Source organism: Burkholderia sp. USMB20, from assembly GCF_000949135.2.
Classification (GTDB): domain Bacteria; phylum Pseudomonadota; class Gammaproteobacteria; order Burkholderiales; family Burkholderiaceae; genus Burkholderia.
In genome coordinates this window covers 854372-877026 of record NZ_JTAN02000021.1, presented here as the reverse complement: position 1 = coordinate 877026, position 22655 = coordinate 854372, and the positions used below count along the sequence as shown (strand labels likewise).

Annotated in this window: 19 protein-coding genes; 16 read left to right on the top strand and 3 right to left on the bottom strand. The window is 68.1% G+C overall.

What is annotated here, in order from left to right; all coding sequences use genetic code 11:
- The first annotated feature begins 299 nt into the window (after window positions 1-299).
- The 6 genes from PL79_RS34175 to PL79_RS34150 all read left to right on the top strand — a co-directional run bounded on the left by PL79_RS34175 (window position 300) and on the right by PL79_RS34150 (window position 6603).
- On the top strand, window positions 300-2708 hold the full coding sequence (locus tag PL79_RS34175) for an ATP-binding protein (RefSeq protein ID WP_044843938.1): 2409 nt from the start codon (window positions 300-302) through the stop codon (window positions 2706-2708).
- Between the two features lie 2 nt (window positions 2709-2710).
- Window positions 2711-3451, top strand: a complete 741-nt coding sequence (locus tag PL79_RS34170) for a methyl-accepting chemotaxis protein (RefSeq protein ID WP_082088454.1) — start codon at window positions 2711-2713, stop codon at window positions 3449-3451.
- The gene (locus PL79_RS34165) at window positions 3448-4032 is read left to right on the top strand and encodes a hypothetical protein (RefSeq protein WP_044843939.1); all 585 of its coding nucleotides are present in this window, start codon (window positions 3448-3450) and stop codon (window positions 4030-4032) included. The genes PL79_RS34170 and PL79_RS34165 overlap by 4 nt, the downstream gene beginning before the upstream one ends.
- A gap of 22 nt (window positions 4033-4054) precedes the next feature.
- Entirely contained in the window at window positions 4055-5023 is a 969-nt protein-coding gene (locus tag PL79_RS34160; protein WP_044843940.1) for a chemotaxis protein CheX, read from the top strand.
- Between the two features lie 36 nt (window positions 5024-5059).
- Window positions 5060-5425 (top strand): response regulator, encoded by a 366-nt coding sequence (locus tag PL79_RS34155; protein ID WP_006765703.1) that lies wholly within the window; start codon window positions 5060-5062, stop codon window positions 5423-5425.
- Between the two features lie 383 nt (window positions 5426-5808).
- Window positions 5809-6603 (top strand): enoyl-CoA hydratase, encoded by a 795-nt coding sequence (locus PL79_RS34150; protein ID WP_044843941.1) that lies wholly within the window; start codon window positions 5809-5811, stop codon window positions 6601-6603.
- Window positions 6604-6805: 202 nt separating this feature from the next.
- On the opposite strand, the gene alr is transcribed toward PL79_RS34150, so the two are convergent.
- Window positions 6806-7927 (bottom strand): alanine racemase, encoded by a 1122-nt coding sequence (gene alr / locus PL79_RS34145; RefSeq protein ID WP_044843942.1) that lies wholly within the window; start codon window positions 7925-7927, stop codon window positions 6806-6808.
- A 299-nt stretch (window positions 7928-8226) separates the two neighbouring features.
- On the opposite strand from alr, the gene PL79_RS34140 reads away from it, so the two are divergent.
- On the top strand, window positions 8227-8598 hold the full coding sequence (locus tag PL79_RS34140; protein WP_044843943.1) for an MAPEG family protein: 372 nt from the start codon (window positions 8227-8229) through the stop codon (window positions 8596-8598).
- Window positions 8599-8646: 48 nt separating this feature from the next.
- On the opposite strand, the gene PL79_RS34135 is transcribed toward PL79_RS34140, so the two are convergent.
- Complete coding sequence (locus PL79_RS34135) at window positions 8647-9600, bottom strand: LysR family transcriptional regulator (protein ID WP_044843944.1); 954 nt, start codon at window positions 9598-9600, stop codon at window positions 8647-8649.
- Window positions 9601-9720: 120 nt separating this feature from the next.
- On the opposite strand from PL79_RS34135, the gene PL79_RS34130 reads away from it, so the two are divergent.
- From PL79_RS34130 to PL79_RS34090, 9 genes are all read left to right on the top strand, one after another.
- A complete protein-coding gene (locus PL79_RS34130) occupies window positions 9721-13263 on the top strand; it encodes an ABC transporter ATP-binding protein/permease (RefSeq protein ID WP_044843945.1) in 3543 nt (1180 codons plus the stop codon).
- A 355-nt stretch (window positions 13264-13618) separates the two neighbouring features.
- The gene (gene glnH / locus PL79_RS34125) at window positions 13619-14371 is read left to right on the top strand and encodes a glutamine ABC transporter substrate-binding protein GlnH (protein ID WP_044843946.1); all 753 of its coding nucleotides are present in this window, start codon (window positions 13619-13621) and stop codon (window positions 14369-14371) included.
- A 66-nt stretch (window positions 14372-14437) separates the two neighbouring features.
- Window positions 14438-15094, top strand: coding sequence for a glutamine ABC transporter permease GlnP (gene glnP, locus PL79_RS34120; RefSeq protein ID WP_044843947.1), 657 nt, complete (start codon window positions 14438-14440; stop codon window positions 15092-15094).
- The gene (glnQ, locus tag PL79_RS34115; RefSeq protein ID WP_014899691.1) at window positions 15091-15819 is read left to right on the top strand and encodes a glutamine ABC transporter ATP-binding protein GlnQ; all 729 of its coding nucleotides are present in this window, start codon (window positions 15091-15093) and stop codon (window positions 15817-15819) included. The genes glnP and glnQ overlap by 4 nt, the downstream gene beginning before the upstream one ends.
- A gap of 20 nt (window positions 15820-15839) precedes the next feature.
- Window positions 15840-16889, top strand: coding sequence for a C45 family autoproteolytic acyltransferase/hydolase (locus PL79_RS34110; RefSeq protein ID WP_044843948.1), 1050 nt, complete (start codon window positions 15840-15842; stop codon window positions 16887-16889).
- A 14-nt stretch (window positions 16890-16903) separates the two neighbouring features.
- Window positions 16904-18238 (top strand): aspartate aminotransferase family protein, encoded by a 1335-nt coding sequence (locus tag PL79_RS34105; protein ID WP_044844010.1) that lies wholly within the window; start codon window positions 16904-16906, stop codon window positions 18236-18238.
- Window positions 18239-18263: 25 nt separating this feature from the next.
- Window positions 18264-18818 carry a carboxymuconolactone decarboxylase family protein gene (locus PL79_RS34100; protein WP_044843949.1) on the top strand — a complete coding sequence of 185 codons (555 nt, stop codon included), beginning with the start codon at window positions 18264-18266 and terminating at the stop codon, window positions 18816-18818.
- A gap of 209 nt (window positions 18819-19027) precedes the next feature.
- Window positions 19028-19927 (top strand): lipid A hydroxylase LpxO, encoded by a 900-nt coding sequence (gene lpxO / locus PL79_RS34095; protein ID WP_044843950.1) that lies wholly within the window; start codon window positions 19028-19030, stop codon window positions 19925-19927.
- Between the two features lie 168 nt (window positions 19928-20095).
- Window positions 20096-20929 carry a hypothetical protein gene (locus tag PL79_RS34090; protein ID WP_044843951.1) on the top strand — a complete coding sequence of 278 codons (834 nt, stop codon included), beginning with the start codon at window positions 20096-20098 and terminating at the stop codon, window positions 20927-20929.
- A gap of 114 nt (window positions 20930-21043) precedes the next feature.
- Here PL79_RS34090 and ahpF read toward each other — a convergent pair whose 3' ends face one another.
- Window positions 21044-22642: an alkyl hydroperoxide reductase subunit F gene (ahpF, locus tag PL79_RS34085; protein WP_044843952.1), complete on the bottom strand. Its 1599-nt coding sequence runs from the start codon at window positions 22640-22642 to the stop codon at window positions 21044-21046.
- Window positions 22643-22655: the final 13 nt, after the last annotated feature.

Genomic DNA, 22655 nt, shown 5'->3' with positions numbered 1-22655 from the left:
GTTTCACCGGTATTCGACCGGATTGAATTGCCGAATCGAGAATCGAAGAATAAATTTCCGGATGCGATTATTCCGCGCGGCCCGGCAAGCGGCCGGAGCCTGGAGGCGCCGAAGGTTAACGGCTCATTCGCGGAAAACTTTAGGATTTTCCCGTCGCAATTAATCATTGCGATTTCCTCAACGGCCGATTGATTTTTAGTCATCGGACGGTCATACACCATCCCCGATAATTCGCCGCTCACATTCTTTCAATAGGCCAGAGCGCGATCGAAGCCGGATCGCTGCGGGGAGCTGTACTCATGACCATCCGTCATCGCATTACGCTGCTAGTCGTCCTGACGTTTTTCGCGTTGTCCGCGATCGGCGTGTACGCCGTGTACCAGACGCGCAAGAGCGCGTCCGAGGTGCGTCAGGTTACCCAGGGAATCGTGCCGAGCGCGCTCGCGTCGGCGGATCTCGTCGCCGACGTGAAGAACATCCAGATCGCGACGATGACGCTGGTGTACGCGCCCGACGCGAACACCGCCGCGCAGGCGCACGACGAGCTGAAGGCGAAGCAGGGTGCGCTGCGCGCCGCGCTCGACGCCCAGGCGAAATCGGCGGTCGGCCGCGCGCAGGAAGGCCTCGTCGCGCAGGCGAAGGACAGCGCCGCGAACTACTTCGCCGCGATCGACGACACCGTGAAGATGAAGACCGACGGCAAGCCCGGGATGGCGCAGGCGTACCTGTTCGCGAACGTCGCGCAGTATCGCGACGAACTCGAAAGCATCGTCGACACGCTGCGCGTCGAGAAGAACCGCCAGAAGGACGACGCGATCCGTGCGCTGAACGGCATGCTCGCGACGACGGCCACCGCGATCGCGGGGGTGGCGGGCACGGTGGTCGTGCTGCTGACCGCGCTCGGCTTCGTGCTGTATCGCCAGATCACGCGTCCGCTGATCGGGATGCAGACGGCGATGAGCGAGATTGCGACGAGCCAGGACTTCACGCGCCGCGTGCCGGTGGGCCGGATGGACGAGATCGGCCATTCGATCGTCGCGTTCAACGGGATGATCGAGAAGATCCAGGAGAACGCCGCGCAACTGAAGCAGAAGACGGCCGACATCCAGGCGATGCTGCAGAACATGCAGCAGGGGATCCTGACTGTCGTCGAAGGCGGGGTCGTGCATGCGGAGTATTCGGCTTACCTCGAAACCATCTTCGAAACGAACGACATCGCCGGCCGCGACCTGATGGCACTCGTGTTCGACGATTCGGGCATCGGTTCCGACGCGCGCTCGCAGGTCGACGCGGCCGTGCATGCGTGCCTCGGCGAGGACAGCATGAACTTCGCGTTCAACGAGCACTTGCTCGTCAACGAAGTCGCGAAGCGGATGCCGGACGGCCGCGAGAAATGGCTCGACCTGAGCTGGTCGGCGATCACCGACGAGACCGACACGGTCGCGCGGCTGATGCTGTGCGTGCGCGACGTGACGGAGATCCGCGAGCTGACCGCGCAGGCCGGCGAGCAGCAGCGCCGCCTCGAGATGATCGGCGAGATCCTGTCGATCAGCCAGGACAAGTTCCACGACTTCGTGCACAGCGCGAAGGGTTTCCTCAGCGAGAGCGAGCGGATGATCCGCCAGCACGAACGCGCGGATCACTCGATCGTCGCGGCGCTGTTCCGCAACATGCACACGATCAAGGGCAATGCGCGCACGTACAGCCTGCAGCACCTGACCAACATCGTGCACGAAGCGGAGCAGGCGTACGAATCGCTGCGCCGCGCCGACGGCGGCCCCGAGTGGAACCGCGATGCGCTGATGGACGACCTCGCCCGCGTGCGCGAGGCGGTCGACCGCTACGCGACGATCAACGCGGTCACGCTCGGCCGCCACGGCGAGGCGGCGCAGCATGGCGGCGCCGACTACCTGATGGTCGAGCGCGCGCATATCAGCGAGAGCCTGCGCATGCTCGACGGCGCCGATCCGGCGAACGCGGGCGACTGGCACGCGGCGCGCGATTCGGTGCGCCGCCTGTTGAGCCAGTTCGGCACGCAGGGCATCGGCGATGCGCTGGGCGGCGTGATCGAATCGCTGCCGTCGCTCGCGGCCGAACTCGGCAAGGCGGCGCCGGTCGTGCATATCGACAGCAACGGCCATCGCGTGCGCAGCGAGATCGGCGCGACGCTTGCGAACGCGTTCATGCACCTGCTGCGCAACGCGATCGACCACGGCATCGAAACGTCGGACGAGCGTCGCGCGGCCGGCAAGGCGCCGGCCGGCAAGATCGACATCGCGGTCGACGTCGACGGCGATGCACTGCGCTTCGTGCTCGCCGACGACGGCCGCGGCCTCGCGCTCGACCGGATTCGCGGGATCGCGCGCGAGCGCGGCTGGATCGACGCCGGCAACGAAGCCGGGTTGACCGACGAAGCAGTGGCCGAACTGATCTTCCGCCCGGGCTTCTCGACCGCGCGCGCGGTGACCGAGGTATCGGGGCGCGGCGTCGGGATGGACGCGGTGCGCAACTTCCTGAAGCGCGACGGCGGCGATATCGCGCTGCGCTTTACCGACGATCGCGTCGGCGCGTCGTATCGCACGTTCGAGACGATCGTGTCGCTGCCGGCGCGTTTCGCGGCGGACGGTGCGGTCAACGGCGTGGCCAACGCTGCGGCGCGCGAAGCCGGGCAGCCGGCGCACGCCGTGAACGTCGACGCAACGGAGTGATCGTGCAAGCGTGGATGATCCCGATCGGTGCCGCGCTGGCGGGCGGCCTCGTGGTCGCGGCGATCGCCGCGTTCGCGTGGCGCATCGCACGCGCGCGGCTCGTTGCCGCGCTGACGCGCGAAGCGGACGCGTTGCGCGCCGCGCTCGGCGCGGCCGATGCGCGGGCCGACGAAGCCGCGGCCGCACATGCGGAAGCCGCACAGGCATGGACGCGCCGCGAAACGGAACTCGAGGAAACGCGGGCGCGCGAGGCGGCCGGCACCGGCGAGCAACGCGACGCGCTGCAGGCGCTCGCGGCCGAGCGCGCCGCGCTGTCGCAGCACGCGGCGAAGCTCGCCGGCGAAGCCGCGCGCCTGCGCGGGCTGGCCGGCACGTTCGAGCGCTGGCACGAGCAGATGATCTCGCTGACCACGCAGAACCAGGACATGCGCACGAAGAACCAGGAGCTGTCGGCGATCGTCGCGCACGTGTCGATCGTCTCGCTGAACGCATCGATCGAGGCCGCGCGCGCGGGCGCCGCGGGACGCGGCTTCTCGATCGTCGCGAGCGAGGTGCGCGGGCTTGCCGCGCGCTCGCAGCAACTGTCGAACAGCTATCGCGACAGCCTGAACCGCAACGATCTCGTGACGGCCGCGACGTTCCAGGACATCCAGGCCGGCGGCAAGATGATCACGGCCGCGCTCGCGACGGTCGAGACGCTGGCGGGGCAGCTGCATGCGCGGCTCGAAGGAGCGGCGGCGTGATCAGTGCGCAGGCCCGCGCCGGTTTCGAGCGGATCTTCTTCGATGCGGCGCGCACGCGGCTCGCGTCCGGCGGCGTGTGCGAGATCCGGCCGGCTGTCGACGACGCACACGGCGCGTCGCATGACCCATCCCGCACGAAGTCGCGCGCGATGCCGAAGATCGCGGAACACGTCGCAGTGCTGACGATCTCGGCGCTGCATTTCCGGCTGCTGCTCGCGCTGCGTTTTCGCGACGACGAGCCGACGCGCCGCCATTTCGCTGCGGCGGCGCCCGGCGCGAGCGCGCAGCGGCCGCTGCCCGAGGCGTTCATGGAAGTCGCGAACCTGTGCTGCGGCGCGATCAACCAGGCGCTGACCGTGCCGTTCCCCGATCTCGGGATGTCGACGCCTTACCTGCTGAGCGGCGCGAGCATCGACTACCTGCAGGCGCTGAATCCCGGCCACGTGGCCGCGTACGACGTGACGCTCGACGGCGACGTGCGGATCGGCACGACGCTGTGCGTGTGCGCGAACGCGCCGGTCGATTTCCACGTGTCGGAAGCGGCGAGCGTGGACACGGGCGGCGAGCTCGAACTGTTTTGACCGATTGCGAGGACTCCGCGACATGACCGTAGATCAACCCGTCAGCAAGGTGCTCGTGCTCGACGACAGCCGCGCGCATGCGGCGACGCTCAAGCGCTTCTGCGACGAGCACAACCTGGTCGGCCTGACCGTGCGGCGCAACCGGCTGCTGAAGGTGCTGCGCTCGAACATCGATCTCGGCGCGATCCTGCTCGCCGAGGACTACGGCGGCTCGCCGGACGAAAGCGCGATCGTCGCGACGCAGATCGATGCGCTGCGACCCGAGCTGCCGATCATCCTGCGCCGCATGTCGAATGCAGGGGACGCGTCGCGCGACGGGCTGCCCGATGCGCTCGCACGCGTCGCGTGCGCGGCCTACGTCGCCGACGACCTGACGCCGCTCAAGCGCGCGATCGACGAATACCTGTTCGGCCGCGACTACCCGAACGCACTGGTGCGCGGCATCGCGGAGATCACCGAGGCGCGGCTCGACAGCCTGTTCCCCGGCATGACGATCGAGCGCGACACGCCGTGCATCGTGCGCGACCAGATCATCTTCGGCGAGGTGTTCAGCCTGATCGCGCTGGAAAGCGCATGGTGCCGCGGCTACATGCTGCTGCAGACGAGCGAGCAGCCGCTGCTCGACATGATCGGCGGCACGCGCGACGACGGCCGCGCACCCGATTTCCGCGACGTGAACAGCGTGCTCGGCGAGCTGACCAACCTCGTGTGGGGCGCGTTCAAGAACCGCTATCTCGGCGACGCGGAGGCCCTTGCGCGCCATCCGGTGCAGGTGCCGCTCGTCGTCAATCACAAGCAGAAGTTCATTTCGTTCGGCGGCGACTGTCCGCAGCTCTGTTTCAAGTACCGGATGACCGACCCCGCATCGGGGCGGTCGGTGCGGCTCGACCAGCGTTTCGTGTTCAGCCTGAGCTGGTCGCCGGAGGATTTCCGCGAATCCGTGCAGGACGTGGGGCCGATGGTGGAAGCGGGCGAACTCGAACTGTTTTGAATGTTGAAGTCGGCAACGACGAAAGGGGAAGACGGCATGGCAAAGATTCTGGTGGTCGACGATTCGGGCACGGTGCGTGACGAAGTCGCGGGTTTCCTGCGCAATCACGGGCTCGACGTCGCGACGGCGGTGGACGGCAAGGACGGGCTCGCGAAGCTCAAGGCGACGCCCGGCGTGCGTCTCGTGATCAGCGACGTGAACATGCCGAACATGGACGGCCTGACGATGGTCGAGAAGATCCGCGGCGAGCTGGCGAACACGTCGGTCAACGTGGTGATGCTGACGACCGAAAGCAGCCCGGCGATGAAGGAGCGCGGCAAGGCCGCCGGCGTGAAGGGCTGGATCGTGAAGCCGTTCAAGGGCGACGCGGTGCTCGACGCGCTGAAGAAGCTCGCGGGCTGAGCCGATATTCGGCGGGGGAGCGGGCTCGATACCGGTTGCGTGTTCGAGTTTGCGATTCGGGACGTGCGACCGCTGCGTCGCCGGTTGCAACGGGATGTTCGCAGGCGAGCATGCCGAGTACGTGCAGGGCGGTGCGATCCGCATTCAGGACGGCGCGACGGTTGAAATTCGCGATGTGCGCTCCTGCACGCGGCCCTGACCACGCACGCGAGTGGCGCGCAGCCCGATTCCCGCGAACGTCTGCTGCGCCGGCGGTCCGTCCGCTTCGCTGGACGTCTCGCGCAAACTGGAGGACGATTCGTGATCATGTCGATCGCGAATCCGGCCGCGTGTTGCCCGTGCCGCCGGTTCGCGTCCGATCGAACCCCATCGAGCGGAGCATCATGGAACCCATTCACGAGACAGCCGAGCCGATCCTGCTGCGCGAGGCCCACGACGGCGTCGTCACGCTGCGGCTGAACCGGCCGCAACAGTTCAACGCGTTGTCGGAGGCGATGCTGGCGAGCCTGCAGGACGCGTTCGATTCGCTGGCCGCCGATCCGCACGTGCGCTGTGTCGTGCTCGCCGCGCAGGGCAAGGCGTTCTGCGCGGGCCACGACCTGCGGCAGATGCGCGGCAAGCCCGAACTCGATTATTACCGCACGCTGTTCGCGCAATGCAGCCGCGTGATGCTCGCGATGCGCGCGCTGCCGGTGCCGGTCATCGCGCGCGTGCAGGGCATCGCGACGGCGGCCGGCTGCCAGCTCGTCGCCGCGTGCGACCTTGCCGTGGCGGCCGACACCGCGCGCTTCGCGGTGTCGGGCATCAACGTCGGGCTGTTCTGTTCGACGCCCGCCGTTGCGTTGAGCCGCAACGTGTCGGCGAAGCGCGCGTTCGACATGCTCGTCACCGGGCGTTTCATCGATGCGGCGACGGCCGCCGCGTGGGGGCTCGTCAACGAGGCCGTGCCCGAGGATGCGCTCGACGCGGCCGTCGCGCGCAAGGTCGCGGAGATTGTCGCGAAGAGCCCGGCGGCGGTGCGCTACGGCAAGCAGATGTTCTACCGGCAGCGAGAACGGCCGCTGGACGACGCATACGCTTTTGCGGGCGACGTGATGGCGCGCAACATGATGGAAGAGGACGCCGGCGAGGGGATCGATGCGTTCCTCGAGAAGCGCAAGCCGACGTGGCGTGAGTAGTTCGTAGTTCGTAGTGTGTGGCGCCCGTGGACCGGTTGCGCGCTGCGTCCCGCCTGTGCTTCGCCGTCGGTACATGCGGCAAAAGCAGGCCGCAAAAGCAGACCGCACAAAACAAGCGGACCGCCCGACGCGGCCCGCAAGCGGATTCCGAGCGTCCGGATGCGCAGCGACCCGCGAGCGTGCCGCCGCATCCGCGCCCCGGTTATCGCCCGTAGCTGCCCGTGCGCGGCGCCGGCTGCACCGTCGACGCGCCGGACGGCACGACCACGACCGGCACGCGGCGCGCGAGCGCGCACATCAGCTCGTAGCCGATCGTGCCGCTGGCTTCCGCGACGTCGTCGACCTTCACCTGATCGCCCCACAGCTCGACGCTCGAGCCGATGCCCGCGTCCGGGCACGGCGTCAGGTCGACGGTCAGCATGTCCATCGACACGCGGCCGACGACGCGCGTCATCACGCCGTCCACCGCGATCGGCGTGCCGGTCGGCGCGTGGCGCGGATAGCCATCCGCGTAGCCGCACGCGACGACGCCGATCCGCATCGGCTGGTCGGCGGTGAAGCGGCGGCCGTAGCCGACCGTTTCTTCCGGCGCGAGCGTCTGCACGCCGATGATCTTGCTGGTCAGCGTCATCGCGGCCATCAGCGGCGTGTCGGCGATGTGCCGTGACGCGCCGGTCGGCGACGCGCCATACAGGATCGTGCCCGGCCGGACCCAGTCGCGATGCGCGCGCGGATGCCACAGCACGGCCGCGGAATTCGATGTCGAGCGCTCGCCCGGAATCCCGGCGGTGGCCGCATCGAACTGCTCGAGCTGCCAGTCGACTTCGCCTTCGTCGGCGTTTGCGAAATGCATCATCAGCGTGATCTTGCCGATCGACGGCGCGGCCGCCGCGCGCTCCCACGCGGCACGGAATGCGTGGGGGCGGTAGCCGAGCCGGTTCATCCCGGAGTTCATCTTCAGCTGGATGTCGATCGGTTGCCGAGGCTTCGCGGCGATCAGCAGGTCGAGCTGCGCGTCGCAGTGCACGGCCACCGTCAGCCGGTAACGATCGGCCAGTTCGACGTCGGCCGGCTCGAAGATGCCTTCGAGCAGCAGCACCGGCTTGTCCCAGCCGAGTTCCCGCACGCGCACGGCTTCGTCGAGATCGAGCAGCGCGATGCCGTCGGCGGCCGCGAGGCCCGGATAGATCCGCTCGATCCCGTGACCGTAGGCGTTGGCCTTGATCACGGCCCATACGCGCGATTGCGCGGCGGTGCGGCGGATGACGTCGAGGTTGTGGCGGACGGCGTCGGGACGGATATGGGCGACGATGGGACGGGGCATGGGCGGGCTCGGGTCGAAAGTCGTTCGGTGCGCGCGCGGCGGCGCGGGTCAGTGGCTGGTGCGTTTGCGCACCCAACCAGTGTTGAGCGCTATCTTATTGGTGTTCGACCAGTTTTAATTAACGTATTTGTCGGCGATTTGGTGGAATTTTTTGTGCCGAATCCATGTCGACACGGCCTTCGCCAGCCTGCCTTGCCGAGTCTCCCGTCTAGAAAACCGGTGCGCGAACGGCGCGACGCAATGCTAAGCTCTGCGCGACCATGTCATTGATCAATGTAATCATAAAGGAGGGGACTTTGATGACGACGTCCCAGCTGTGCCTGTTCATCGCGGCGCTGTTGCCGTTCCCGATGACGTTCCTGGCCAAGGCCCGCAAGGGTTACGACAACCACACGCCGCGCGAGTACCTCGCGAAGCTCGAAGGCTGGCGCGCGCGGGCGCAGGCCGCGCACCAGAATGCGTGGGAAGCGCTGGCGCTGTTCACGGCCGGATTGGTCGTCGCATGGCACAACGGCGCGAATGCGCACCACGTCGACCAGCTCGCGATGGGGTTCGTCGCGATTCGCGTCGTCTATGCGCTGATGTACCTGCTGAACTGGGCGTCGCTGCGTTCGCTCGTGTGGTCCGGCGGGATGGCGTGCGTCGTCGCGCTGTTCTTCGCGACGCCGTGACGCGGTAGCGAACCGGCGATGCCTGCGCCCGCTGTGCGCGCGGGCGCGCTACGCACCGCCCGCGTCGCGCGCGTGACTGTCGTTGGATGCGGGCGCAACGATCTTCGCGCGCTGGAGCGGCGGGGCATCGGCTTCGCGGCGCAGGAACGCGATCAACGGATCGAGCAGCCGGTGCCGCGCCGACGGATTGCGGCGCAGCACGAAGCGCCACGACGCATCGCGCTCGAGGCCCGGCACCAGCGGCACCAGGCGGCCGCTGCGCAGTTCGGGCTCGATCAGCGGCACACGGCCGAGCGCGATGCCCGCGCCGCCCACGGCCGCGCCGATCACCTGGCTGAAACTGCTGTAACGGACGATTTTCGTCTCGAAGTCGTCCGGCAGGCCGAAGTGCACGGCCCAGTTGCGCCAGTCGATCTCGGGGCTGTCCTCGTGCATCTCCTGCAGCAGCCGCGAGCGGCACACGTACCCGGATGCGTACGGGAACAGCTCGGGGCTGCACACCGGAAACACGGTTTCCCGCATCAGGATGTCGTCGTCGGCGCGCAGCCGGTGCGCGGGCACGTGCACGATCGCGAGATCGACGCCGCTGCGCGCGAAATCCGGTTCGTCGTCGACCACGACCGCGTGCAGCGGCGTGTCGGGATGAAGCGACGAGAATTCCGCGAGGCGGCGCGCGAGCCACATCGACGAAAACGGCGCGTTGGCGGACACGGTCAGCCGTTGCGCGGTGGTGCCGCGAATCTCGGCGCACGCGTCGGTCAGCTTCGACAGCGCATCGCTGACGGCCGGCAGCAGGCGGGCGCCCGCTTGCGTGAGGCCGATGCCGCCGAGCCCCGTGCTGCGTTCGAGCAGGCGGGCACCCAGCGATTCCTCGAGCGCGCGGATCTGGTGACTGATCGCGCTCGTCGACACGTTCAGCTCGGCCGCCGCGCGCGCGAACCCGCCGAGGCGGACGGCCGCCTCGAAAGCACGCAGCGCGCTGAGGGGAGGGAGGTGCGACATGCGGGGTATTGTAGTTGACTCAACACCCGTTGAAAAATCATCTTTTGCCGCGCGTCGGGGGCGCGGGTAGCCTTGGTCCGGTCAATCGAACCGCAACGAAAAAACCGACCGGAGGGCTTCATGTATTTCGACCGACGACTATGGGCGATGATGGCGGGATTGCGCTGGCGGGTCGCCGCCGCGGTCGCGCTCGGGCTGCTCGCGATGGGTGTCGGCATCCTGCGGTTCGTGTTTCTCGGCCGTGTGCTCGCGCTCGTCTTTGCCGGCGCGCCGGCGCGCGATATCGCCGAAACCGTCGTTGCAACCGCGGCCTGCGTGCTGCTGCGCGCATGGCTCGACCATCGCCGCACGGTGCTCGCGCAGCAGACGGCCGGGCGCGTGCAGTCCGCGCTGCGCGCGCGGCTGTTCGACCGGATCGCGGCGCTCGGCCCCGCATGGTTCAGCGGCGAGCGCACGGGCGGCGTGATGCTGGCCGTCGTCGACGGCGTCGAGCAGCTGCAGACCTTCTTCGGCGTCTACCTGCCGCAGCTCGTGATCGCCGCGTGCGCGCCGGTGATGATCTTCGCGGTGCTCGCATGGTGGGACGTGCCGACGGCCGCGATCCTGCTGGTCGCCGCGCTCGTCACGCTCGCACTGCCGCAACTCGTGCATCGCGCCGACCGGCGCGCGGCGCTCGCCCGCTCGGCCGCGTTCAAGGCGTTCGGCGAGGAGTTTCTCGACGCGGTGCAGGGCCTGCCGACGCTGAAGGCGTTCGGACAGAGCGGCGCGTTCGGCGCGAAGCTGGCGGCGAAGGCGCGCGCGCTCTCCGACAGCACGTTCTGGGTGCTCGCGCTCGGGCTGCTGACGCGGCTCTTCACCGATTTCGGCACCGGCCTCGGCGCGGCGGCGGCGATCGCGGTCGGCGCATGGCGCGTGCGCCACGGCGACATGAGCCTCGAGGCGCTGCTGATCGTGCTGATGGCCGGCAGCGAAATCTTCCGGCCGCTGCGCGACCTGCGCGGCGTGCTGCACCAGGGGATGATCGGCCAGTCGGCGGCGAACGCGATTCACGCGTTGCTCGATGCGGGCAGCGACACGCCGGCCGCCGCGGCGCCGCGCGTGCCGCACCTGCGGCCGGAGATCGTGTTCGACGGCGTCAGCTTCGCGTATCCGGGGCGTCGCGCGGATGCGCATGCGGCGCTGGGCTTCACGGTGCGCGAAGGCGAGACGGTCGCGATCGTCGGCCCGAGCGGCGCGGGCAAGTCGACCATCGTGCGCCTGCTGCTGCGCCAGCACGATGCGCAGGGCGGCACGATCCGCATCGGCGGGCACGACGTGCGCACGCTCGACGCCGATCAGGTGCGCGAGATGATCGCGGTGGTCGCGCAGGACGCGACGCTGTTCGACGGCAGCGTCGCCGACAACCTGCGGCTCGGCCGGCCCGACGCGAGCGACACGGACATGATCGCGGCCGCGCGAGCCGCCAACGCGCACGATTTCATCTCGGCGCTGCCCGACGGCTATGCGACGCGCATCGGCGAACGCGGGCTGATGCTGTCGGGCGGCCAGCGCCAGCGGATCGCGATCGCGCGCGCACTGTTGCGCGATGCGCCGATCCTGCTGCTCGACGAGGCGCTGTCGTCGGTCGATGCGGAGAACGAAGCGCTGATCCAGCAGGCGCTCGACCGGCTCACGCGCGGGCGTACGACGCTCGTGCTCGCGCACCGGCTGTCCAGCGTGATCGGCGCCGATCGCATCCTGGTGCTCGACCAGGGGCGGGTGGTCGACGCGGGCACGCACGCGGAACTGATCGCGCGCGACGGCCCGTATCGCCAGCTGATGGGGCCGCAGCTGGAGGCCGCCGCCGAAGCCGTCGGCACGGCCGCGGTGGCCGGCGGCGCGGGCGCGCGTGCTGCAGCGGGCCCGCAGGTCAGGCCGCTGAACGACGACGCGGCGACGATCGGCTGGCCCGAAACGTTGCGCGCGCTGCTGCGCTTCGTCGGTCCGTGGAAGGGCAAGGTCCTGTTGACCGTGCTGTTCGGGATCGGTCGCGTGCTCGCGTTCATCGGCGTCGGCGTGATTGGTGCGCGGGTGGTCGGCGGCGTGCCGGACGGACACGCGAACGGCGCGCTCGTCGCGGCGCTGCTGGTCGTCGCGCCGGTCGCGGCGGTGCTGCACTGGCTCGAATCGTGGCTCGCGCACGACGTCGCGTACCGGCTGCTCGCCGAGATGCGCATCGCGCTGTTCGCGACGCTCGAACGGCTCGCGCCGGCCGGTTTGCTGCGGCGCCGTTCCGGCGATCTGGTCGCGCTCGCGACGCAGGACGTCGAGACCGTCGAATACTTCTATGCGCATACGCTCGCGCCGGCGTTCGTCGCGGTGCTGGTGCCGGCCGGCGTGCTGGTGCTGCTCGCGTCGGTCGCATGGCCGCTCGCGCTGGTGTTGCTGCCGTTCCTGCTGTGGGCCGGGCTGGCGCCCGTGCTGGCGCGGCGCGACGTCGACCGGCTCGGCATCGGCGCACGCGAGGCGCTCGGCCTGCTCGGCGCGCACCTGACCGAAACGATCCAGGGGCTCGCGGAACTGACCGCGTTCCAGGCGCTCGCGCGCCGGCGTGCCGCGTTCGTCGCGCAAGCCGACGCGTACCGGCAGCAGCGCGCGAAGCTGCTCGACGATCTGTCGGCGCAGAGCGCCGCGCTCGAAGTCGCGAGCGGGCTCGGCGGGCTGGCCGTCGCGGCGCTCGGTGCGCTGCTGTGCGCGCGCGGCTGGTTCGCGCACGAAGCGTTGCCGCTGCTGGTGCTGGTCGCGGTGGCCGCGTTCATTCCGGTGGCCGAGATCGGCCAGGTCGCGCGACAGCTGGCCGACACGATTGCATCGACGCGGCGCTTGCGCGCGCTCGAGAAGGAGCCGGTGACGGTCGTCGACGGCGCGCACGCGCTGTCCGGCGACGCGACCGTGCGATTCGAGGACGCGGGCTTCACGTACCCGGGCCGCGGCGTGCCGGCGATCGATCGCGTGAGTTTCGAGGTGCCGCCCGGCAGCACGGTCGCGCTGGTGGGCGCATCGGGCGCCGGCAAGTCGACCGTCGCGAGCCTGCTGCTGCGCTTCTGGGATCCGCAGCACGGGCGCGTGACGCTCGGCGGCGTCGACCTGCGCGATCTGCGGCTCGACGATCTGCGCCGGCACATCGCGCTGGTTGCGCAGGATACCTATCTGTTCAACGACACGCTCGAAGCGAATATCCGGCTCGCGGCGCACGATGCATCGGACGAGGACGTCCGGCGCGCGATCGACCACGCGGCGCTGGGCGCATTCGTCGCGCGGCTGCCCGACGGGCTCGCGACGCGGGTCGGCGAGCGCGGCGTGCAGCTGTCCGGCGGACAGCGCCAGCGCGTCGCGATCGCCCGTGCGTTCCTGAAGGATGCGCCGGTGCTGATCCTCGACGAAGCGACGTCCCACCTCGACACGATCAGCGAGCAGCAGATCCGCGCGGCGCTGGAGGACCTGATGGCGCAGCGGACCTCGATCATCATCGCGCACCGGCTGTCGACCGTGCGCAACGCGGACACGATCCTCGTGCTCGAGCACGGCAGGATCATCGAGGCGGGAACGCATGCGGCGCTGATCGCGCGGCAGGGTGCGTATGCGCGGCTGGTTTCGCATCAGGCGAGCGGGGTGGCGGCGTAACGGATGTCGTGTTGAAGTCATGCCGGGCGGCATTGCCGCTCGAGGTTCATTCCGTTCGTTGAGCGGCGGCGGTTGCCGGCAAATACCGCTCGCCCGCCTCATCCCCGAGTCCAGGGCCCGCCGCGCGCTCCCGCCGTCATTCCCCCGCCTTTTCCTCTGACCAATCCCGCCCGTCCCGCGCGGGTTTGTCTCGATGCAATTACCTGTTGCGCGTTTTTTTGTTGTCGTAGTATCCGTGTTGACAACACTTGTTGCACTAAGGTCTAATTCAACATCGCATGTTGCGGTGCGGCTTGATGTCGTCGTTCCCCGGCCAGCCGGCCGGTTACATCGCTCAACCATGCGGAGAAAAGCCATGAGTCGTCGTTCCTTCCTGAAAGCCGTCGCGGTGGTCGCCGCGCTCGGCGCCAGCATCGCGCACGCGGATACCAAGACGCTCGTCGTCGGGACCGATACGTCGTTCATGCCGTTCGAGTTCAAGCAGGGCGACAAGTACGTCGGCTTCGATCTCGACCTGTGGGCGGAGATCGCGAAGGACCAGGGCTGGAAATACACGATCCAGCCGATGGATTTCGCGGGCCTGATCCCGGCGCTGCAGACGCAGAACATCGACGTCGCGCTGTCGGGGATGACCATCAAGGAAGAGCGCAAGAAGGCGATCGACTTCTCCGCGCCGTACTACGACAGCGGGCTCGCGGCGATGGTGCAGGCCGACAACACGTCGATCAAGTCGATCGACGACCTGAACGGCAAGGTGATCGCCGCGAAGACGGGCACCGCGACGATCGACTGGATCAAGGCGCACCTGAAGCCGAAGGAGATCCGCCAGTTCCCGAACATCGACCAGGCGTACCTCGCGCTCGAGGCCGGCCGCGTCGACGCGGCGATGCACGACACGCCGAACGTGCTGTTCTTCGTGAACAACGAAGGCAAGGGCAAGGTGAAGGTCGCGGGCCAGCCGGTGAGCGGCGACAAGTACGGGATCGGCTTCCCGAAGGGCAGCCCGCTCGTGCCGAAGGTCAACGCGTCGCTCGTGAAGATCAAGTCCGACGGCCGCTACGCGCAGATCTACAAGAAGTGGTTCGGCGCCGAGCCGCCGAAGCTGTGAGCGTGACGGCGCAACAGGGCGCGGCCGGGCGGCCGCGCCGGTCTTGAATCGAACGGGGAGCGACACGTGAATTTCGATTGGTCGGCGATCTGGGCGGCGTTGCCGGACCTGATGGACGGGGTCCGGTTGACGGTGTTCATCGCATTTTTCGGGCTGGTGGGCGGGTTCGTCGTCGGGATGATCGCGGGCATGTTCCGCGCATACGGACCGAAGGCGATGAACGTGCTCGCACAGGTTTATATTGAACTGATCCGCGGCACGCCGATCGTCGTGCAGGTGATGTTCCTGTACTTCGCGCTGCCGCTGCTCGCGCATATCCGCATCGACGGCCTGACGGCCGCGATCATCGCGATCACGGTGAATTCCGGCGCGTATCTCGCGGAAGTGGTGCGCGGCGCGCTGCTGTCGATCCCGAAGGGGCTGACGGAAGCGGGGCTCGCGATGGGCCTGTCGATGCCGCGCGTGCTGCTGAAGGTGGTCGGGCCGCTCGCGTTCCGGCGGCTGATTCCGCCGCTCGGCAACCAGTGCATCGTGAGCCTCAAGGACACGTCGCTGTTCATCGTGATCGGTGTCGGCGAACTGACGCGCAAGGGGCAGGAAATCATTGCCGGCAATTTCCAGGCCGTCGAAATCTGGACCGCGGTGGCCATCATCTACCTGATGCTGACCGGCGCGATGACGCTGACGCTGCGGCTCGTCGAAAAGCGCATGAGGATCCTATGAGCATGATCGAATTCCAGAACGTGTCGAAGAGCTTCGGCCATGTGCCGGTGCTCAAGCATATCGACCTGAAGATCGACGCGGGCGAAGTCGTGGTCGTGATCGGTCCGTCGGGCTCGGGCAAGTCGACGATGTTGCGCTGTATCAACGCGCTCGAGAAAATCACCGGCGGCGAGCTGCTGGTCGACGGCCAGAGCGTGCGCGGCAACGCGTCGACGATTCGCAACATCCGGCTCGAGGCCGGCATGGTGTTCCAGCAGTTCAACCTGTTTCCGCAAATGACCGCGCTCGAGAACGTGATGTTCGGGCCGATCCAGGTGCGCGGCGCGTCGCGCGCCGACGCGCGCGACCAGGCGATGGCGCTGCTCGACAAGGTGGGCCTCGAATCGCGCGCGAATCATTACCCGTCGGAGCTGTCGGGCGGCCAGCAGCAGCGTGTCGCGATCGCACGCGCGCTCGCGATCCGGCCGCGGCTGATGCTGTTCGACGAGCCGACGTCGGCGCTCGATCCGGAATTGCGCCACGAAGTGCTGAAAGTGATGCAGGATCTCGCCACCGAAGGGATGACGATGATCGTCGTCACGCACGAGATCGGCTTCGCGAAGCGGGTCGGCACGCGGCTCCTGTTCATGGATCAGGGCGGCATCGCCGAGGACGGCCATCCGGTCGATCTGATCGACCGGCCGCCGACACCGCGCCTGAAGGAATTCCTGAAACACGTGTCCTGAACGAAACCGAATTGCCCGACATGCCGCTTTCCCTTTCCCCCGTCATCGCCGGCACGCCGTTCGACATCGGCGTGCGTCTCGGCGAGCTTGCCCGCCCCGTGTTCGATGCGTACATGCAGCAGAGCAGCGCATGGCAGGCCGTGCGCCGCTGGCGCGGCCATCCGTTCGTCGCCGCGCTGCGGCAGGCCGCGCTGGCCGCGTACCCCGACCTCGTCGCGGAACTGGACGGGATCGCGGCGGGCGTCGGCTGGCCGGCGGAGGACATCTTCCTGTGGAACTGCCGCGGCGAACTGATCCACAACGCGCCGGACGGCTGCACGACGCTCGCCGGGCGCGACGCGCACGGCACGCGCTGGATCGCGCACAACGAGGACGGCGATCCGTACCTGCGCGAGCGTTGCCTGCTGGTCGACGTGCAGCCGCAGGGCAAGCCGGGCTTCATCAGCTTCTATTACCCGGGCTCGCTGCCCGGCCATACGTTCGCCGCGAACCGCGCGGGAATCGCGCAGGCGATCAACAACCTGCGCATCCGCACGCCGGCGGCCGGCGTGCCGCGGATGATCCTCGCGCGTGCGGTGCTCGATGCGACGTCGCTCGACGCAGCCGCCGACGTGCTGCGCACCCATGCGCGCGCGAGCGGCTTTCACCACACGCTCGGCGCGACCGGCGATACGCGGCTCTTGAGCATCGAGGCGAGCGTCGCGCGCTGTTCGGTCGTCGACGTTTCGCAACTCACCGGCCACGCGAATCATCTCGTGCATTCGGGCTGCGAGGCCGAAGCGCAGATCGTCACGCAATCGTCCGGCGATCGCCAGCGGCGCGTCGATGCGCTGACGCCGGCCATCGATGCGATCGACGAAGCTGCGCTGCTGCGTGTGCTCGGCGATCGCGCACCGGAAGGGCTACCGATCTATCGCGACGATCCGGCCGATCCCGACGACGAAAACACGCTGGCGACCGCCGTGTTCGCGATTCGCGATACCGCGATCGACTTCACCGTTCATCAACACGGCACGCAGCGCTTCGCGACGCGCATCGTGCCGTCCGCGCACGCGCCCCGCGCGTCCTGACCATGAGGCAACGCATGACGACCGTTTTCCATCGCGCTCCGCGCGCCACCTTGCCCGTCGCCGTCGCAGGCGACGGCATCGAGATCATCGATTCGACCGGCAAACGCTATATCGACGCATGCGGCGGCGCGGCCGTGTCGTGTCTCGGGCACAGCAACCAGCGCGTGATCGATGCGATCAAGCGGCAGGCGCAGCAACTGCCGTATGCGCATACGTCGTTCTTCACGACCGAGGTGGCCGAGGAGCTGGCCGACCGGCTCGTCGAGGCCGCGCCGGCCGGCCTCGAACACGTGTATTTCGTGTCGGGCGGATCAGAGGCGGTCGAAGCCGCATTGAAGCTTGCGCGCCAGTATTTCGTCGAAAAGGGCGAGCCGCAGCGCCGCCATTTCATCGCACGCCGCCAGAGCTATCACGGCAACACGCTCGGCGCGCTCGCGATCGGCGGCAACGCATGGCGGCGCGAGCCGTTCCTGCCGCTGCTGATCGAAGCGCACCACGTGAGCCCGTGTTATGCGTATCGCGACCAGCAGGCGGGAGAAACCGACGAAGCGTATGCGCAGCGCCTGGCTGACGAACTGGAGCAGAAGATCGTCGAACTCGGCGCGGAAAACGTCGCGGCGTTCGTCGCGGAGACGGTGGTCGGCGCGACGGCCGGCGCGGTGCCGCCGGTGCGTACCTACCTGAAGAAGATCCGCGCGGTGTGCGACAAGTACGGCGTGCTGCTGATTCTCGATGAAATCATGTCGGGGATGGGGCGTACCGGTTACCTGTTCGCATGCGACGAAGACGGAGTCGCGCCCGACCTGCTGACGATCGCGAAAGGGCTCGGCGCGGGTTACCAGCCGATCGGCGCGACGCTTGTGAGCGATCGCATCTACCGGACGATCGTCGACGGCTCGGGCTTCTTCCAGCACGGCCACACGTATCTCGGCCACGCAACCGCCTGTGCGGCCGCGCTCGAAGTGCAGCGCGTGATCGCCGAAGAGAAGCTGCTCGACAACGTGAAGGCGCGCGGCGAGCAACTGCGGGCGTCGCTGCGCGAGCAGTACGGTGCGCATCCGCATGTCGGCGACGTGCGCGGCCGCGGGCTGTTCGTCGGCGTCGAGCTCGTGCGCGATCGCGACAGCAAGGCGACGTTCGATCCCGCGCTGAAGCTGCATGCGGCGGTCAAGCGCGAGGCGATGCAGCGCGGCCTGATGGTGTATCCGATGGGCGGCACGATCGACGGCGTGCACGGCGATCACATCCTGGTCGCACCGCCGTTCGTCTGCACCGCGCAGCAGATCGACACGATCGTCGAGCGACTGTCCGGCGCGATCGACGCGGCGCTCGCGTCGGCCGGCGCGTGAATCACGACCTCACCGAACCCTCGCCATGACAGACAGACTGCCTCCCTTCGATCCCGCATCGGCCACCGACGAGCAGAAGGCCGTGCTCGCCGAGATCCTCAGCGGCCCGCGCGGCAACCTGAACGGGCCGTTCCTCGGCTGGATCGCGAGCCCCGAGCTCGCGCAGCACGCGCAGCGGCTCGGCGCGTTCTGCCGCTATCGCACGGGTTTGCCGCTGCGGCTGTCGGAACTCGCGATTCTCGTGACGGCCGCGCGCTGGCGCTCGCAGGCCGAGTGGCACATCCACCATCCGATCGCGCTCGATGCCGGCGTGCCGGCCGCGACGGCCGAAGCGATCCGCCGTGGCGTCGAGCCGGCATTCGAATCGGACGACGATGCGCTGATCCATGCGTTCGCGACCGAGCTGTACGACACGCGGCGCGTGAGCGACGCGACGTTCGCGCGCGCGCAGGCGCGATTCGGCCACGAGACCGTGGTGAACCTCGTCGCGCTGCTCGGCTATTACGCGCTCGTGGCGATGACGCTCAACACGTTCGGTATGCGCGCTGACGGACAAACTGAGTTACCGTTTCCGGAATAATCGCCGCATGCGCGCGGGTCGGCAGCATGCCGCGCGCGCATTCCGGTTGCGTCGAAAAGCCCGTCGGCACGGGCTTTTCGGTGTGCCGGCATGATTCGATCGGCATCCTCTTTGCGTCTTGCCGACGCACCTCGCGCCGCCTGCGCTTCAGCGCAGGAAATTTTCCCCGTACCTAGAATTCCGTAAAACAACTTACGGGGGAAATATCGATGCGCTGGGTCCTGTTGATCGTGTTCATTGCGTGTGTCGTCCATACGCACCGGCGCGGCAAGGTTCGGCACAGGTTGTTCAGGCAACTATCCGATCACTCGACCTTCACCGCGCCGCTGAACTGCTTTTCCTACGCGTTCTCGTCGGTGCCGACCACGCCGTTTCTCGACACGCGGCACTTTCCGGAACTCGCCGTGCTGCAGCGCGAATGGCGGACCTTCCGCGACGAGGCGCTCGCGTTGCGCGATGCCAGCCGGATCAAGGCGTCGGGCGAGTACAACGACATCGGCTTCAATTCGTTCTTTCGCAACGGCTGGAAGCGCTTCTATCTGAAGTGGTACGACGCGCCGCATCCGTCCGCGCAGGCGCTGTGTCCGCGCACGGTCGAGATCCTGTCGCGGATTCCGTCGATCAAGGCCGCGATGTTCGCGCAGTTGCCGCCGGGCGGCAAGCTCGGCCTGCATCGCGATCCGTATGCGGGCTCGCTGCGCTACCACCTCGGGCTGGACACGCCGAACGACGACGCGTGCCGGATCGTCGTCGACGGCGAGTCGTATGCGTGGCGCGACGGCGAGGCCGTGATGTTCGACGAGACCTATCTGCACTGGGCCGAGAATCGCACCGCGCGCGATCGCGTGATCCTGTTCTGCGACATCGACCGCCCGATGAAATATCGTTGGGCGCAGCGCATCAACGATGCGTTCGGGCAACTGCTGATGCGCGCGGCCGCGTCGCCGAACGAAACGGGCGACCGCACGGGCGGGCTCAATCATGCATTCAAGTACCTGTATGCGATTCGCCGCGCCGGCAAGCGGCTGAAGGCGTGGAATCGCACCGTGTACTACGTCGTCAAGTGGGCGCTGTTCGGCGGGATCGCGGTCGCGATCTTCTGCATCTGATGGCGGAAGGCAGACGGTGCCGAACCGTCAGACGATAGGGCGCGCAGCATCGTACGGCCTCGGCGCTCTTGGGGTCGACGTCAATGCAACCAATTGTATTCGTGCGGGATCATGCGCGAACGCGCGCGTATCATGGCTTGTTCACGTCGATTGGATCGGTGAGCAAGCATGACTCGTACCCGTAAGACATTGATGATCGCCGGCGGTTTGCTGGTTGCCGCGGCAGGCAGCGGCTACGTGATGCTCCTGCGTGCGGACCACCGCGCGATCGCGGAAGCCGGCATCGGCGATGCCGCAGCACCTGCCGCCGCCGTGACCGCGGCGAACGACGGTCACACCGCACAAGGCACGATCGCGCCGCCCGCGCCCGTCGCCGTCCCGTCCGCGCATGTGGACGAGGCGGTGCCGCAACCAGCGGCCGTAGCGCCGCCTGCCGCGGCCGCTGCGCGTACGAATGCGGCACCGGCCTCCGCTGCCGTCGCGCCGGTCATCGCCGCACCGGCGAAACCGGTGAAACCGAGTGCTCCGCCACCGACCGTCCACGTCGTGACGGTCGAGCCGGAGGATGCGACCCCGCCGAAGGCCAAGCCCGCGCAACCTGTACAAGCGCCGATACAAGCAGCGCAATCGGCCCAGCCGGCGCAATCGACGCAATCGGCGCCGCCGGCCCAGGCCGCGCAGGCAAGCCGGCCGAGCCAGCAGGCGGCGTATCAGCCTCCGCAGCACGCGGCGCGCAAACGCGACGGGCTCGAGCGACACGCGGCAGCACCGTCCGCCATGAAATCCGAAACCCCGGAAACCGCTGCGCTCGTGCGTGAATCGGCGAAGCTGGATCCGTCGTTGCCGGCGCCGCAATACGTGGCGACGCCGAGCCGCGATCGGCAGCACACGTCGGCGGGGGCGAATTCGGTCGCTGCCGCGATGACCGACCAATTGGTCAGGCAGTCGAGCAATATCAAGGCGCCTGCACCGGCGAACGCCGGGCCCGGCGCGACCCAGTGAGCAGGGCGCCGCAGCGCGCGCGCCGTGCTGCTCCGCACCGGATGAAAAAGAGCCCCGCACGCCGACCAGGGCATGCGGGGCCAAGAGAGACGAACCTGTGCGGTGCGTCGCGCGTTACGCGGCGATCGCTTCTTCGGCCTGCGGCGCGTCGGCAGTAGCCGGCGTCGCGTCCTGCCGGATCAGGTGATCGAACGCGCCGAGCGATGCCTTCGCGCCTTCGCCCACCGCGATCACGATCTGCTTGAACGGCACCGTCGTCACGTCGCCGGCGGCGAATACGCCCGGCACCGACGTCGCACCGCGCGCATCGACGACGATCTCGCCGTGCTTCGACAGTTCGACCGTGCCCTTCAGCCACTCGGTGTTCGGCACGAGGCCGATCTGCACGAACACGCCTTCGAGATCGACCCGCTTCGTTTCGCCCGAACGCAGATCCTTGTAGACGAGCCCGTTCAGCTTGCTGCCGTCGCCGGTCAGCTCGGTCGTCTGCGCCTGCGTGACGATCGTCACGTTCGGCAGGCTGCGCAGCTTGCGCTGCAGCACTTCGTCCGCGCGCAGTTGCGCACCGAATTCGATCAGCGTGACGGCCTTCACGATGCCGGCCAGGTCGATCGCGGCCTCGACGCCCGAGTTGCCGCCGCCGACCACCGCGACGCGCTTGCCCTTGAACAGCGGGCCGTCGCAGTGCGGGCAGTACGCGACTCCGCGGTTGCGGTATTCGCGCTCGCCCGGCACGTTGATTTCGCGCCAGCGCGCGCCGGTCGCGAGGACGATCGTCTTCGCCTTCAGCACCGCGCCGTTCGCCAGGCGGATCTGATGCACGTCGCCCGGAATCAGCGCGTCGGCGCGCTGCACGTCCATGATGTCGACGTCGTACTGCTTCACGTGCTGCTCGAGCGCCGCGGCGAACTTCGGCCCTTCGGTTTCCTGCACCGACACGAAGTTCTCGATCGCCATCGTGTCGAGCACCTGGCCGCCGAAACGCTCGGCGACGACGCCCGTCGCGATGCCCTTGCGCGCCGAGTAGATTGCCGCGGCCGCACCGGCCGGGCCGCCGCCGACGATCAGCGTGTCGAACACCGGCTTGTTCTCGAGCGACTTCGCGGCGCGCTCGCCGGCACCCGTGTCGAGCTTCGCGAGGATTTCCTTCACGCTGCTGCGGCCCTGGCCGAACGATTCGCCGTTCAGGAACATCGTGGGCACGGCCATGATCTGGCGCGCATCGACTTCGTTCTGGAACAGCGCGCCGTCGATCGCGACGTGGCGGATGCGCGGGTTGATCAGCGACATCACGTTCAGCGCCTGCACGACTTCCGGGCAGTTCTGGCACGACAGCGAGAAATACGTCTCGAACGTGTAGTCGCCGTCGAGCGCGCGGATCTGTTCGATCACGTCGTCGTCGAGCTTGACCGGATGGCCGCCCGTCTGCAGCAGCGCGAGCACGAGCGACGTGAATTCATGGCCCATCGGGATGCCGGCGAAGCGGATGCCGGCCGGCTTGCCGGGTTCGCCGATCGAGAACGACGGCTTGCGCTCGACATCGTCGCGGCGTTCGGTCACGGTCACGCGCGACGTCAGCGACGCAATCTCGTTCAGCAGCGCAAGCAGTTCCTGCGATTTCGCGCTGTCGTTGAGCGACGCGACGAGTTCGATCGGGCGCGTGATCTTTTCGAGGTACGCTTTCAGTTGGTTCTTGAGATTGGCGTCGAGCATGGCGTTTCGGATT